The organism is Ferrimonas sp. YIN67 (genome assembly GCF_057219095.1).
Map to the genome: position 1 here is coordinate 518,753 of NZ_JBXVVJ010000002.1, position 14,043 is coordinate 532,795.

Here is a 14,043-nt window from a genome sequence, read left to right on the forward strand (position 1 = left end):
GTGATACAGGCAAGCGTTTGAGAGGAAGCCCCTTTCTCATCATAAAAAGACCGAGTTCGAACGCATCAACTTACACGGATCGTGGTCCGCAAGGCCAAGCGACGAGTCACGATGAAATATTCTTTCATTCTGTGCTTCCTTTACTCAAACCGCCTGTAGGGTCACAAATGTCCGGCCCGCAAAAAATACATTTTCATTTATTTCCCTGATGTTCGAAAAAATATTTAAACCACTGGCCATTAATTGAGACACGAGCAACAACAGCGAGACGACAAGCGATAAAACTCGCATGCGGTCACAGATTTCATCAAAAAAGACGAGCCGATCCAGTTGCTTACACCAATAGCGCGAGACCTTTTAGATCAATGAGCTGCGTCACTCTTTTTCAATGAATAAAGGGTTACTAATACTGGCAGAGCGGGTTAATTAAAAAGGAAGTAACTATGAGTACTATGGGGTTCTCCATTCCACGCAATATCTATTACGGTGAAGGTTCTCTGACTGAATTGAGTAAGTTAAAAGGGAATAAAGCTGCCATCGTGACCGGCGGCAATTCGATGAAACGATTTGGCTTCCTCGATCAGGCCGCCAAACTGTTGAAGCAGGCCGGGATCGAATCCATCTTGATCGACGGCGTTGAGCCCAACCCATCGGTGGAAACCGTCTTGCGCGGCGCCAAGGCGATGCAGGCGTTCGAACCTGATTGGATTGTCGCGATCGGTGGTGGGTCGGCGCTGGATGCCGCCAAGGTGATGTGGTGCTTCTATGAGCACCCGGAATTGAAGTTTGAAGAGATCATCGAAGTGGGCGCCATGCCCCCCCTAAGGAACAAAGCCCGGTTTGTTGCCATCCCCTCCACCAGTGGCACTGCCTCCGAGATCACCGCTTTTTCCGTGATCACCGACGTAGAAAATCACATCAAATACCCCATTGTTGCGGCCGACATGGTGCCCGACATCGCCATCTTGGATCCGGCCCTACCGGCCAAAATGCCGCCACACATCACCGCCCACACCGGCATGGATGTGATGTGCCACGCCATCGAAGCCCTGGCTTCCACCGCCGCCACCAGCTTTACCGATCCCTACGCCACCGAAGCGATCAAGCTGGTGCTGACCTATCTGCCCAAGGCCTTTGAACAGGGCGATGACATGGATGCTCGGACTCAGATGCACAACGCCTCTGCCCTCGCCGGCATGGCCTTTACCAATGCCTCCCTGGGACTGGTCCACTCCCTGGCCCATAAGATCGGGGGCGAATTCGGTGTCACCCATGGCCTGGCAAACGCCATCCTGATGCCCTACATCATCGACTTCAATCGCCAATTCAGCGACAAGTACAGCCAATTGGAAGCCACACTAGGGATTAAGGACATCGCCCAGGCGATCCGCGATCTCAATGCGCAACTTGACATCCCGGCCACCTTCCAGCAATGCGATGAAGTCAACTTCTGTTCAGATCATTTCGAATCCGTACTCGATCGCATGAGTCAGAACGCCTTCGACGATCCTTGTACCCTCACCAACCCAGGCCAACCCAAGGTTGCCGATGTTAAGGCGATCTACCGCCAAGCCTTCTACGGCCCGCTGGCCCAACAGGTAGCTTGAATCCAGATAGCAAAAACCCGCACTCAAGTGCGGGTTTTTTCCTGTTCTATCCCGGATCCCTCAGCCGTTGGGATCCCTTATTTGCGCACTAAGCGCTCACGAGCCAAGCGATCCAGGCAGATCATCACCTCGTCGGACGCATTCTCCATGGCGACAAACAGCTCTGTCGCCGCATCGTCCTCTTCACGTGTCGCTTGCAGGGCCGCCAGCCCATTGGTATGGACGGCTTTATGGGGCGCTTCGAGTTCACGAAAAACTCGACTCTCCCCATGACGTTGCGCGCCCTCCCCCTGGTAATACCACTGACCGAGGCGGCACAGGGTGTGATCGGCAAACTCATCGAGGCGCCCCTCACCGGAAACCGCCGCCTTATAGATGCTCGCCTTCCAGGCCAGGTGATCCATCTTCACCGTCTCGATAAACCCCAGTTCGGCATTATTGCTGATGCTACTGTGCATCGCCTTTGACAGGAGCAGAGCATCTTTGACCGCCTGCAATCCTTCATCGGCTTCCCGGCAGAGTTGAGCACAGATGGCGTGGGTATCAGCCAAGTGGAGATCGGTCGATTGCGTTTCCTGTTCGATCCGCCCCACCAGAGTGGCGATCTCACTGCTGGCCTCATGAGCTCGCTCCGCCAAGACCCGCACTTCCCCGGCGACCACCGCAAAACCCCGTCCCTGCTCTCCAGCACGGGCCGCTTCGATGGCCGCATTGAGGGCCAGTAAATTAGTCTGCTCCGAGATATTGCCGATGATGGCAACAAATTGAGCAATCTGTGCCGCGACCTCTTTGAGCTGACTGAGGCTATCCAGGCTTTCCTGGGCATGAGCGGCCACCCTTTGTACCTCTTCACCGATATGAACCAACACCTGGGTCGATTGATCATACAACCCTGCCGATTCGGTCACTTGATCTCTCTGCCCGATCATACTTGAAGAGAGCTCGGCCACCGTTTGCCTCACAGCTCCTATCCCGGCAAAGCTGCGCAACAACAGCGCCAGGCGGGAGCGATTCTCACTCTCGTCGCGATCATGCTGCATCGAGTGGGCCGCTTTTGCCTGTTCCAGCTGGCGATACAGTGATTTCAATTCCTGCTGTTGAGCAAGATATTCATCCTGAAGCTGACGGTGCCGTTGCCCAAGCGCTTCAAGCTCTCTTTTACTCTTAGAAAACATACAATTATTCGTTCGACCAGGGCATTTCAATATAACCATGCAACCGGAAGTGCGGTTAAACGAAAGAAAAAAGTGAGAGTCCCGTCATGACGCCCGCTCAATTATCCGGCGTCTTTCCCAGAGTTTCAGCCCCAAGGCCACTGGGTAGGGTGCCGTGACCCTGATCACCCGCAGCGTCAGCCTTCCCTTGTCCAGTTCACAGTTTCACCACACGGACACATACAAAGCCTGCAATTGGACCTCCTTCACAGCAAACGTGGCGAAAAAAAAGACAATGACGCCTTTTGCCTCGCCGAGACCCTGTGATGACCGATACATTGTTCCTGTTTGCCCAGCTCCTGGGGATCGTCTCCATGGCTGTGGGCTGGTGGGCAAACGGTCAAAAGGAGGATCATCGGCTGATGCGTGGCAACCTGATCGCCGCGAGCCTGACCGCCCTCCATCTGGGAATGCTCGGCAGTGCCCTGGGGATGAGTAACCAACTGGTCAATGCAGGACGGTTCGCGCTGGCCAGCCGCTATCGCCAAGGTGCGGTGAGCCTTGCCCTGCTCTTCGCCCTGATCGCCTTGCTGCAAGGCCTATTCCTCGCTCAGCACTGGGCCGAGTGGTGCGTCGTGCTCGCGGCCATGCTGTCCAGTTATCTGCTCTTTCTGGTTAAGGGAGATCAGCTTCGCCTGGGCTTGATCGTCACGAACCTGCTCAACCTTACCCTGTCAATCACCCTGCTCTCCTGGTCCGGGATCCTGTATCAACTGGTTACCCTGGCCATGTTGCTTTCTACCCTCATCCAGCCAGGTACAAAGCCGTCTACACAGGTCACACACGGGGCATAAGATTCTGTTTATGAGTCATTTGTAGTGATAACGTTAAGGGTCAACTCAAAATAATCACAAAAGGATCTTGGAATGCAGTTAAAGACCCTTGCCCTACTGGCTAGCGTTACCTTCACGAATCTCGCTTGTGCTCAAACCGCACCCTACCCGGCCAACCATGACTGGGATCTCACCCCACTGTATGCCAACTCCGATGCCTGGCAGCAGGATAAACACAATCTGGAAACCCAACTCGACCGACTCGCTCAATTCCAAGGACAACTGGCACAGCCCGGTGTCTTGGCTCAGGTTTTACCGCTCTGGTATGAGCAACGTAAGGCCCTGGCACGCCTGGCGATCTACGCCAACCTCAATGCCGATACCGATCTGCGCCATGGTGCCAATACGGCGCGCCGCAGCGAGATGAGGATCCTCAGTGCGCATTTTAATCAGGTCAGCGCCTACATCCGCCCAGAAATCATTGCCTTGGGAGACACACGCGTCCAAGCCTTGCTCAAAAACGAGCCAACCTTGGTGGACTATCAGTTTGCCCTTGAGCGGATCCTGGCCGACCAGCCCCATACCCTGAGCCAGGAAGGAGAATCCCTGCTGGCCGGCAGTGCCGTACTCAGTGCCGGGCCCTTTGCCAGCTTCTCAACCCTGACTAACGCGGACCTGCCCTGGGACAAGATCCGCATCGAAGGGGAAGAGATCGTCCTCAATCCCTCGGCTTACAGCCGTTATCGTGCCAGCGATGATCGTGTCACGCGGCAACGCACCTTCGATACCTTCTTCGGCTCTCTGGAAGGTTATAAACGGACCCTGGCTTCGCTGCTCAATACCCAGATCAGCGGTCATGTTTTCGAAGCTCGGGCACGCCACCATGACTCGGCGCTGCAGGCGGCCCTGGCCGATAACAAGATCCCGGTTCGGGTCTACCACCAGTTGGTCGAAACCACCAACGCAAACCTGGAAACCTTCCAGCGCTACCTGTCGCTTCGGGCCCGAATGCTGCAGCTTGATGATCAGTCCTATGTGGATATCTATGCCCCGGTGGTCAGCACCGAATTAACCTTTCCCATTGAGACCGGGATCGATCTGATGATGGCATCCCTGGCCCCCATGGGCAGCGATTACCAGTCCCGTATCGCTACCGGATTGGCCGATCGTTGGATGGATACCTATCCCAAGGACGGCAAGCGTGCGGGTGCCTACATGAGTGGCCGGGCCTACGATGTCCACCCCTATGTACTGATGAACTACAACGACGATTTCGGCTCCGTCTCCACCCTCACCCACGAATGGGGACACGCCATCCACTCGGTTTACAGCAATGAGACCCAGCCCTACCCGACCTCGGGCTACGCCACCTTCGTCGCCGAGATCGCCTCGACCTTTCAGGAACATCTGTTAACCGAATATGTGCTGGCCAATGCCCAGAGTGACAATGAACGCCTGTTTTACCTCGGCCAAGCCCTGGATCGGATCCGTGGCACCTACTTCCGTCAGACCCTGTTTGCCGAGTTCGAGTTGGCCATTCACCAGGCGGTTGAATCCGGCAAGCCCCTATCCGAAGATCTGCTTAACAATACCTTTTTGGATCTGCAGCGGCGCTATCACGGCCACGATTCAGGCGTCATGACCATCGAGGAGAAGTACGGCGTGGAGTGGTCCTACATTCCCCACTTTTATTACAACTTCTACGTCTACCAATATGCGACTTCCATCGCCGCTTCGGCCCAGTTTGCCGAGCAGGTGCTCAGTGGTGACCAAGCCGCCTATGATCGTTACCTGACGCTGCTCAAGGCAGGCAGTAAGGACTACCCCTATGAACTGGTCCGCGCCGCCGGGGTCGATCTGGCCACTCCAGCTCCCTACGAAGCCCTGATCCGGCGAATGGAAAGCTTAATGGACCGGATGGAAACGATCCTGGATCGCCAGTAATCTCAAGCCATGACCAACGCGGCCGTACACACGGGACGGCCGCGACACGGCTACACTTACAGCAAAGCGCTGGCATGGAGGATCCGTTGTATGTCCATGCGTTATTATCTGGTCAGCCTGGGCCCACTGCAATTCGAGGGCTCTCTGAGCCACGACGGTCCCCACATCAAACAGGTGGGGGGGGCGGGTATCGCCATCGGTGACGCCGAGCTTCATTATGGCGATCCCATCAGTCCGGGCTGGAGACTCTACGGTCCGCATCAAAGCATCCCGCTAAGCGCCCTGGACGAAGAGCAGATCCTGCAGCTCGCCGCCCATTTTGGCTTGCCGATGCGCACCTCACCAAGCGAAGTCAGTTCGGGGGGAGACTTCCTCGGCAGTCCCGCCTTTGCCGGCCTGTGTCAGTGGGTCCGACATCATCCGGGTAAGGCCAAATCTCTCTACAAAAACAGCCACCAGCGTACTCCGGGCTGGCTCGATGTCTGCCTTGCCGCCAATGCCCTGGAGGACGATCCAAACGGCTGAGCGAAACCGTTTCATCCGCGTAAGGAGGGTTACCAGTTTGTTGGCGAGGTTGATTTGGTGGTAAAACACGGAAATGTCTGAGTAAATTTGAACATCCTTACTCAGAAATTACGGGCCATCATGTCAAGGGTCTGGCATATTGGCGTCATGGATTTGACTCGAACTACTCTCTGCAGTGTCGGCACCGGATGCCTGATGATCATGACCGCAAGCCTGTATGCCCATAACAAGGCATACATACCTGTGCGTACATCCCTCGAACTGCCGCCATTTGATGCCAGCACGGTTAAGTTTCAGGACGAAGTCCGGGACTATGCCCACCGGTTACAGGAAGCCTATCGCCTCACCGATGGTACCGCTTATCGGTTCAGTGCGTACATCCTGGAATCAGCCTCTTATGCCAATGTGCCCAAGGAACTCCTCGCAGCATTGATCCATACGGAAAGTCATTTCCGCGACGATGTGGTCTCCGTTGTGGGGGCCGTAGGCCCGGCACAGATCATGCCCCGGGTATGGGAAGAGTCCTGTGGGGATGTCCATGAGCCGCGCACCAATGTGCTATGCGCCGGACTGGTTTTAAAACACTATAAAAACCGTTTCTGCGCGCAGGATACCGCCCCCTACGCCTGTGCCCTGTCCAATTACAACGTTGGCCCAGGCACCTTGCGGCGAAATCCAAGACATGGACAGGCAGCAGCGAGCCGTTATCTGGCCAAGATGTCCAACGCCCTGTCGGTCTACGACAATGTGCTGGCCGATCCCAACCAGGATCTCAACGAGATCTACCTGGCCGATCTGTGGTGATCGGCTTGTCACGCTGCGAGCAATGAACCCACCTCAGTCATAAAAGACAGCCAGCCAAAGGGTTTTCATATCAGGGTGGGTCCAGGCCACCCTGTGCCGACAACCGGCGGGAATATTGAGGTGCTCTCCCGCTGCCAGGCGACACTCCCGGCCATCCTCAAAGGCCAGCACCGCTTCCCCTTTGAGAACCACCACCCATTCGTGCTGCTCCTGCTCATACCAGCCCTCATCGGGAGAAGACTGTCCGTGAGAAACGATGCGCTCGATCCGGATCCCATCTTGCTCCAGCAAAGGTTCGATCACCTCGTGTTCCAGATCGTCCTCGGCGCCCTGCCACAGGTTGGCCAACCAATGCATCGCTCCCCCTCAGGCACTACAGATAAGATATGGGCTGCTCCAGTAACCTGCGCAGCGCGGCGGCGTGTTCACCGTCCAACCCCTCATACAGCTCCTGCCGATCGGCTCGAAGCTCTGGCTGCAGCAGATCAAGTTGCTGCCGGATCATATCCAGCGGCATCGGGTTTTGCTCCAACAAGCTGAAGATCACCGTGCAATGCTCGACGACCGCCTGTTGCGCGCCATTGAGCTGTTCGATTCGCCGGGCGTGAGCCTGGGCCGACTCGAAGGCCCGGTGGCCGGAAAACAGCGCCTCTCCCCCCTCGGCCACCGTGCGAGCCATACGGCCATTCCCAAGGACCGTCGATAACTGGCTGACCGCCGCACTGTGGGTCGAACGTCGACCGGGCAAAGACACCCCAAGGGAGCGAGCCAGGCCCAGCATGCCCCCGATCTTCGGGTGCATGGACAGCACGCCGGTGAGCAGTCCTGCGACCTCTTCAACCACATAATAGGCATGACTTTTCGGAGACTGCATCAGTTGGCGAACCAGCTCATTGAGTTGATACTTCAACACGCCGACAGGATCGGTATTGGGGTCAGGGCAAAGGGGCCATCCGGCCTGACTCAGCTCAAGACGGGCCCTTGCCTCGGCCTGCTTTAACTTGGGCTCTACCGCCTTAAGGGTCGGCTTGAGCGTTTCGATCAGCCCCTCCTCCATCACGCCATTGCGAAGGATCTCACTCAACCGTTTCGGGTTCCACCCCATCTCTCTATCCCAGTCATTGATACTGTCCCAAGTATCGCGGATCTGCAGCATGAGGCAAACCCTGACCCACGGATCCGGGGAGGCCGATCACGACAATCCACAGATCGCCCACTAACAGTCCATTTCCTGTTTGATCGCTGATTTTGCCCAACACACCATCCCGCTCGCGCGTCCCTTTACGCTATGATCCCCCCGCATCAAAGAGGAAGTCCCATGACGTTAGAGATCTTGTATCAGGATGAACACCTGGTCGCCATCAACAAGCCCGCAGGCAGGCTGGTCCACAAGGGAGAGCGCACCAGTCATGGGCGAGAGCCCATCCTGCAAGCCCTGCGTGATCAACTCGGCCAGCATGTCTACCCCGTGCACCGCCTAGATAAAGCCACTTCCGGGGTCCTGCTCATGGCCCTGTCCCCCCAGGTGGCATCGAAAATGGTCAAGCAATGGCATCAGGTGGAGAAACACTACCTGGCCGTCGTTCGTGGCCACCTGCAAGATACGCGATTGGATCTGCCCCTGGCACCGCCGCGAGACCGGTTCGATCCCAACTGGGTCCCAAAACCCGAGAAGCCGGCACAAACCCATTTCCGGGCCCTGGCCACCGCCGAGTTGCCCCTTGCCATCGATAAGTACCCCAGCTCCCGCTACGCCCTGGTGCTGTGCCAACCACTCACTGGGCGAAAGCATCAGATCCGGCGGCATCTGCGTCACCTGGGACACCCCATCCTCTGTGATACCCGCTATGGGAAAAACCGCCACTACCATTACTTTCGCGATCACTTTGGTGTGAACCGAATGTTGCTGCACTGCCAGTCGCTGAACCTTTCCCACCCCATCCATCACACCCAGCTCCGGCTAAACGCCTCCCTGGACGAGGTCTTTACCCAGGTCCTGTCCCACCTCGGATGGGCCGAGTCCAATTGGGAAGCGTCAGCCCGTATGGGTCATGGTGCAGCCGCAGACGGCGCAATTGGGTAAAAACAGGACGATGGCATGATCGTCCTCATCACTGCGCTCCAGGATCTTCAAGGTCATGGAGTGCACGCCATCACCCGCCGCCGTTCTTTTGCCATAAGCATCCAGATGACGCATATGCTGGGGTAGAGGCTGATCCGTTTCAAAAAGCTGTAAGCCACTCTGGCGCAGATTGAGCTGGTAAACCGAGTCCGCCTGCTCAATCGCCAGGATCTCCCCGTTCATGGCGATCTCACCCAGTGCCTGACCTTGTTGACTAAAGTAGCGATAACTCAAGCTGGCTCGATTACCCTGCAACAGGAAATCCGCCAAGACATAGAACTGGGTCGGTGCGATCCCGCTCCCCGCCAGTTCCACCAGCTCCCCCTTGCAGGACATCACCAGATCGGCATCCGGCTGCCGGGGCCAACGCCAGGTCGCTAATGCAATGCAGGCCAGTAACACCAAGGCCATTAGGCATGCCCATATCACTTTACGACTCACAGAGACCCGCCTCCTCAATCCATTCTGGTGCCAGGAAGTTTTGCTCCATTCTCTGATCACTGATCTTAATGTTGCGCAAGAGAGGGATCCCCTGTACTTCGCCCCTGAGCGTCAGATTCAACACCTGCCCATCGATGGATCTCGCCAGGTACAAGGTATGCCAAGGAGGATCGACACACTCGGCAATGGTTGCCGCCAACTCAGTACCCAAGCGCTCCAGCAACAACCGGTCACGCTCACTCGCTCGCACTTGAACCACCGTCATCTGTTGACCATTGGAAAATGTCACCCGACTCGGATAAAGCTGGGAGGAAGGGGCAGCACCCCAGGGGCTTGTCCAAAGTCCGGCCAGAAGCGCCAAGATCACCAGAATCAACAGAATCATCGGCCAGATCCCTAAAGACCAGCGTGAGGTCGTTGCCTTTGATAACTCGGTCTCTCGTCGCCACAAATAGCCCTGCCCGGGAACCGTGACGATGGGGCCATCATCGCCGCCTCCGATAAAACGACGTAAGGTAAAGACCGCCTTTACAACGGCCGACTCACTCATCACCGGCTCGGCTTCGCCCCCACAGCTAAGCCGCGCCTTGCTCAGGGGGATATTGGGGTGATCGATCAACTGGGTCAGCACCAAGAACTCGGCCCGGGGCAGATTCCAGCACTCATTTCGCTGCCGATGACGAAGCTCCGCCTTTTCCCGCTCAAACTCGATAGAGCCCCACTTCATCCTGTCGTTCACCCCCATGCTTTATTAACAAGTACTTTACCAAGTTACCCTCATTCAAGGCAGGTGCAGATCGCCTTGGCGAACCAACGATTGGGCAAAACCTTGTTCCAGATCAAGTCGGTTGCACGGTAATACTGGGGAATAATCAGCAGTAATATCGATTACTCATCCGGTTTGCGCAATATTCCACCAAATAAGCCCAAAGTGAATCGAACTCACACCAAATGCACTGGCCTCGGATCCTTCATCCCCTTCGCCCGATCTTATCGTCAGATTACTGTGATCCTCTTCACGTTCGCTCCCAGGCCTGGGGTCAACACTGACATCAAGCCCGGCATGAGCCGGAATCTGTAGAAAAACCTAAGGTGACCACCATGGACAGAAGACAAGCCATCACCAAGATCATCGGGATCACTGGCGCCTCCGCAGGCACCCTGATGCTAAGCCAACCCGCAATGGCCCTGGTCAATGACGAAGGTAGCTGGAAACTTTCCGTTGGCGAACGGCTTCCCTATACCAAACTTGACCCAATGGAAGTGGCGAAGAATGCCTATGAAGCCGGCAATGGCTGCATGTACCAGGTGTTCCACGGCCTGATCTCCACCTTAGCGGCCCGTCATCCCGACGCAGAGGTCGCCGCCAAGTACGCCCAGATCCCCACCGCCCTATCCCACTATGGCTATGCCGGGATCCTGGGGGAGGGTTCGGTCTGCGGTAACGTCAACGCCACCGGCATGCTGTTTAACCTACTGAGCATCAATGGCGCACCCGCCAACCCCTTCGTTACCAAGATACTGCGCTTCTACGAGCAGGAAACCCTGCCCTACCGTGACGAAGCGTTCCTCAACGGGATCGGCGCCAACACAGACGAGAAAAAGGCCAAAGTGGGTCAACCCTCTCAGGCCAACAGCGTACTGTGCCACTCCTCCATCACCAACTGGGCAAGGACCAACAACAAAAACGCTTCCGACAAAGGGGAACGTTGTTCCGAATTGTCCGCATCCGTGGCCTACAAGATCGCCGAGATCCTGAACATGGCAATGGATGCCGAGGATCTCAGCGCCGTCTACCCCATTACCGATAGCGTTTCAGACTGTAAGTCCTGTCACACCAAGGCTGACAGCTTCGGCCCAAGTGTAATGAGCAACATGGAATGCGATACCTGCCACGGTGGCCATTTCTAACCACAAGGAGGCAATCATGAGACATTGCAACGTCCTGATCCCGCTCGGGTTGTGCGCATTGGTCGCCGCCTGTGGTGGCAGTGACAATGATGGCGCAACTGCAGTGGACAGCATTACTGCGGATGAAACCAACACCATGAACCTGACGATTGACCAGTTTGACGGTCCCAGCGGCTCGGTGCTCCTGACACTCACCGGGGACGATGCCCTCCCGGTCACCGGAGCGGAGCGGGTCCGGGTTTTATACCTGGGGTACCCCGACGCTGGGCCGTCTTCCACCAAATACGGTTTGGCATGGCATCAAACCGAAAAATACGATTGCTTAGAGGCCGACGTTGACTGTGATCTGGTCTTAAACGAACTCAAGCCAGGAAGCTATGAGATCCTGCCCTCAGGACTCGACTGGCAGGTGGGCGTCAGTGACTACAAGATCTCTGTCGAGGTCGCCGGAGCCCTGGCCAGTGCACCGCCGCAACTGAACTGATCGCTACCCTAACCCTTGCCCTCATCGACACCCCTGACTGTCGGTGAGGGCTTTTTTGGGCTGTGTACCAACGAATTGTTGCGCATTTTATTGTCATTCTGGGTTCATGGACTCCAGTGCCACTCGCGTTGGCGTGGTGCCGTGCAGGACGCACTAATGCCGCGCCAGCAGGGATGCCTAGGAGCGGCCAAGCAAAGAGGGCAAGCCCTCTTTGCACTCTCCCTTTGCTGACCTTCGTCGCCCTCTCTTTCAGGGATAGATCCTGCGGCATGATTTTGCGGAGAGCATCGCGAATCGCCTTTATGACTGCGCAGTCCATGCTCTGTCATTAAGTCCGGCTGCGGCATCCCGGCCTGCGCGTTCACCCTGGCCTCCGGCCTTGTCTCAATCCTTTTCGTTCGGGCGACTCAAAGTCGGCGTAAAAGCAGGTGGTACACCATCTTTAGTTTGTAAAACAATGTTATCGGCACGTTCAACCGTTAACTCAGACACAGGGCTTTTTTGTGGTGGTTTGCAAACCTGGGGTAAAGCCTCCCGTCCACTGCCCCATTTTCTGGCACGGCTTTGCCGGTGAAGGGCCAAACTCATCGGGTTCCCCAGCGTGTGGGAACATGTTTATCGTTTTGCCAGCACCGGCTAAAGCCAAAAAAGATCAATGATCTCTGGCTCCAGCAAAGGGTGCACAGGTGTGTTGTTCACCTTCTTCATTCTCATAAGGTTTCGTATACGGCTCTGAACTTAACCAACTCCCGTTAAGGCGGCGCCCGCCCCTTTTCTCTGGCGTATCACAGAAACGCGACTGGGTCGGCATAAGCGAGCTTGAGGGACGGAACAATAAAGAACTGGCGACGTGGCGGTGACATCGCTACATCAGAAAACAGGAGTTGGAAAGGCGTTAAATTCGTGCCGTGCACGAGCATCGAACCGATAACCCTGGGCCGAGCGCGCTTCGCTCCGACTCGGTAACACTAAGTAGCACAGGAGGTAACAAGCTAAGACGAAGGGTATTATTGACAGCCGGGTTGATTGGCCCTGGGCCAGGCATCATCGTAACTCCGCCTAGGCGCCAAAGCATCTTGGCTAATGGTTTTCGAGCGATAGATCTTACTCGACATGCCGGTAAACACGGGAACCTCGCATTCCACTCCTACCCAGAGTCGACGCAAACCAAGCTTGGTTCGGACTTTGACTCGATACTGGCCATTGCGCATCGCCTTACGTTCATCCTTGGTCAGTATCTGGCGTGCAGTGACATCGCCATTGAGCAAGTAGATATGATCCGCAAAACTCGGTTTGCCACCTACACGTAAAGAAGGCAGTTTGGTCAGAGATTGCTCATCCGGGAAGAAGGTCGCATCGAAGAAGGGACTTTCCGTATTGACCGTTTGGTAGTAGATCTCCAACTGCCCCGATACCACCGTCGTGCCCCAGAACTGCATCCCGCCCTCGGTATCCTCAAGGACCATTTGCGAGTCTTCAGGGATCTGCAGATGGAAGAACTTGGCCACAGCGGGATCCGCTTCAGCCGACAAGGGCCAGGCCAAACACCAAAGGCACAACATCATCACCTGCTTCATTCCCGCTTCCACGATCTGTATTTACTCTTGTCCTAAGAAACTTTACCTTACCATTTAGAAATCGAAAAAACACAGTGCGCAGGCTCGGAAACTGTACGTTCGGTCACGCTTCGCAGGGTCCAGGTACACTTCCCCCTCCTTTATTGCACTACTTGGATCTCTACTTGGATCAACCCCTTACTTGGGTCACCCAAAAGCATAAAGCCGCGTTTAGTGAGATCAATCACCCGCCCACGGACAAAGGGGCCTCGATCATTGATCCGGACCCTGATGCTCTTCCCCGTATCCAGCGAGGTCACACGAACCCAAGTCCCAAACGGTAAGGTTTTATGCGCCGCCGTCATCGCTTGCTGATCAAAGCGCTCACCATTGGCCGTCAGTCGCCCTTGGTATTTATCCGCATAAAAGGAAGCAATCCCTTTCTCTGTGTAACCCACACGCCCCTCCAGTGCTCCCTTCGGCACCGTGCTGCACCCGGCCATCAGGGCGCTCACAACGATAAACCAACCTACTCGCACACATTTCATCTTTTTCAGCCTGCCTTCTGTCGCATCAATTCCCCTAGTGTGGCTGACTCAGTGCCAAACTCCGAATCCGTATGGCCACAAAGGCTAAAATTACAACGCCTAACAAAAATGTTC

15 protein-coding genes are annotated in these 14,043 nt (G+C 55.8%); 8 read left to right on the forward strand and 7 right to left on the reverse strand.

Annotation, left to right across the window (positions count from 1 at the left end; genetic code table 11):
• Window positions 1-443: 443 nt before the first annotated feature.
• A complete protein-coding gene (locus AC2D8U_RS06005) occupies window positions 444-1,607 on the forward strand; it encodes an iron-containing alcohol dehydrogenase (RefSeq protein ID WP_484618144.1) in 1,164 nt (387 codons plus the stop codon).
• Window positions 1,608-1,684: 77 nt separating this feature from the next.
• On the opposite strand, the gene AC2D8U_RS06010 is transcribed toward AC2D8U_RS06005, so the two are convergent.
• Window positions 1,685-2,782, reverse strand: coding sequence for a methyl-accepting chemotaxis protein (locus tag AC2D8U_RS06010; protein WP_484618145.1), 1,098 nt, complete (start codon window positions 2,780-2,782; stop codon window positions 1,685-1,687).
• Between the two features lie 305 nt (window positions 2,783-3,087).
• Here AC2D8U_RS06010 and AC2D8U_RS06015 point away from each other — a divergent pair, with 305 nt between their 5' ends.
• The 4 genes from AC2D8U_RS06015 to AC2D8U_RS06030 all read left to right on the forward strand — a co-directional run bounded on the left by AC2D8U_RS06015 (window position 3,088) and on the right by AC2D8U_RS06030 (window position 6,867).
• On the forward strand, window positions 3,088-3,615 hold the full coding sequence (locus tag AC2D8U_RS06015; protein ID WP_484618146.1) for a YgjV family protein: 528 nt from the start codon (window positions 3,088-3,090) through the stop codon (window positions 3,613-3,615).
• A 72-nt stretch (window positions 3,616-3,687) separates the two neighbouring features.
• Entirely contained in the window at window positions 3,688-5,538 is a 1,851-nt protein-coding gene (gene pepF, locus AC2D8U_RS06020; protein WP_484618147.1) for an oligoendopeptidase F, read from the forward strand.
• Window positions 5,539-5,628: 90 nt separating this feature from the next.
• A complete protein-coding gene (locus AC2D8U_RS06025; RefSeq protein WP_484618148.1) occupies window positions 5,629-6,063 on the forward strand; it encodes a hypothetical protein in 435 nt (144 codons plus the stop codon).
• A 195-nt stretch (window positions 6,064-6,258) separates the two neighbouring features.
• On the forward strand, window positions 6,259-6,867 hold the full coding sequence (locus AC2D8U_RS06030; protein WP_484618149.1) for a transglycosylase SLT domain-containing protein: 609 nt from the start codon (window positions 6,259-6,261) through the stop codon (window positions 6,865-6,867).
• Between the two features lie 33 nt (window positions 6,868-6,900).
• On the opposite strand, the gene AC2D8U_RS06035 is transcribed toward AC2D8U_RS06030, so the two are convergent.
• Together AC2D8U_RS06035 and AC2D8U_RS06040 are read right to left on the reverse strand one after the other, a co-directional pair.
• Window positions 6,901-7,224 carry a cupin domain-containing protein gene (locus tag AC2D8U_RS06035; protein ID WP_484618150.1) on the reverse strand — a complete coding sequence of 108 codons (324 nt, stop codon included), beginning with the start codon at window positions 7,222-7,224 and terminating at the stop codon, window positions 6,901-6,903.
• A 16-nt stretch (window positions 7,225-7,240) separates the two neighbouring features.
• On the reverse strand, window positions 7,241-8,023 hold the full coding sequence (locus AC2D8U_RS06040; RefSeq protein ID WP_484618151.1) for a hypothetical protein: 783 nt from the start codon (window positions 8,021-8,023) through the stop codon (window positions 7,241-7,243).
• Window positions 8,024-8,185: 162 nt separating this feature from the next.
• Here AC2D8U_RS06040 and AC2D8U_RS06045 point away from each other — a divergent pair, with 162 nt between their 5' ends.
• On the forward strand, window positions 8,186-8,950 hold the full coding sequence (locus AC2D8U_RS06045) for a pseudouridine synthase (protein ID WP_484618152.1): 765 nt from the start codon (window positions 8,186-8,188) through the stop codon (window positions 8,948-8,950).
• On the opposite strand, the gene AC2D8U_RS06050 is transcribed toward AC2D8U_RS06045, so the two are convergent.
• Window positions 8,903-9,400 carry a hypothetical protein gene (locus tag AC2D8U_RS06050; RefSeq protein ID WP_484618153.1) on the reverse strand — a complete coding sequence of 166 codons (498 nt, stop codon included), beginning with the start codon at window positions 9,398-9,400 and terminating at the stop codon, window positions 8,903-8,905. The genes AC2D8U_RS06045 and AC2D8U_RS06050 overlap by 48 nt on opposite strands.
• A gap of 19 nt (window positions 9,401-9,419) precedes the next feature.
• Window positions 9,420-10,157 (reverse strand): winged helix-turn-helix domain-containing protein, encoded by a 738-nt coding sequence (locus AC2D8U_RS06055; protein WP_484618154.1) that lies wholly within the window; start codon window positions 10,155-10,157, stop codon window positions 9,420-9,422.
• Between the two features lie 374 nt (window positions 10,158-10,531).
• Here AC2D8U_RS06055 and AC2D8U_RS06060 point away from each other — a divergent pair, with 374 nt between their 5' ends.
• Entirely contained in the window at window positions 10,532-11,341 is an 810-nt protein-coding gene (locus AC2D8U_RS06060; protein ID WP_484618155.1) for a cytochrome C, read from the forward strand.
• Window positions 11,342-11,357: 16 nt separating this feature from the next.
• The gene (locus AC2D8U_RS06065) at window positions 11,358-11,825 is read left to right on the forward strand and encodes a hypothetical protein (protein WP_484618156.1); all 468 of its coding nucleotides are present in this window, start codon (window positions 11,358-11,360) and stop codon (window positions 11,823-11,825) included.
• A 1,007-nt stretch (window positions 11,826-12,832) separates the two neighbouring features.
• Here AC2D8U_RS06065 and AC2D8U_RS06070 read toward each other — a convergent pair.
• Together AC2D8U_RS06070 and AC2D8U_RS06075 are read right to left on the reverse strand one after the other, a co-directional pair.
• The gene (locus AC2D8U_RS06070) at window positions 12,833-13,402 is read right to left on the reverse strand and encodes a hypothetical protein (RefSeq protein WP_484618157.1); all 570 of its coding nucleotides are present in this window, start codon (window positions 13,400-13,402) and stop codon (window positions 12,833-12,835) included.
• Window positions 13,403-13,542: 140 nt separating this feature from the next.
• Window positions 13,543-13,896 (reverse strand): septal ring lytic transglycosylase RlpA family protein, encoded by a 354-nt coding sequence (locus AC2D8U_RS06075; protein WP_484618158.1) that lies wholly within the window; start codon window positions 13,894-13,896, stop codon window positions 13,543-13,545.
• Window positions 13,897-14,043 lie beyond the last annotated feature (147 nt).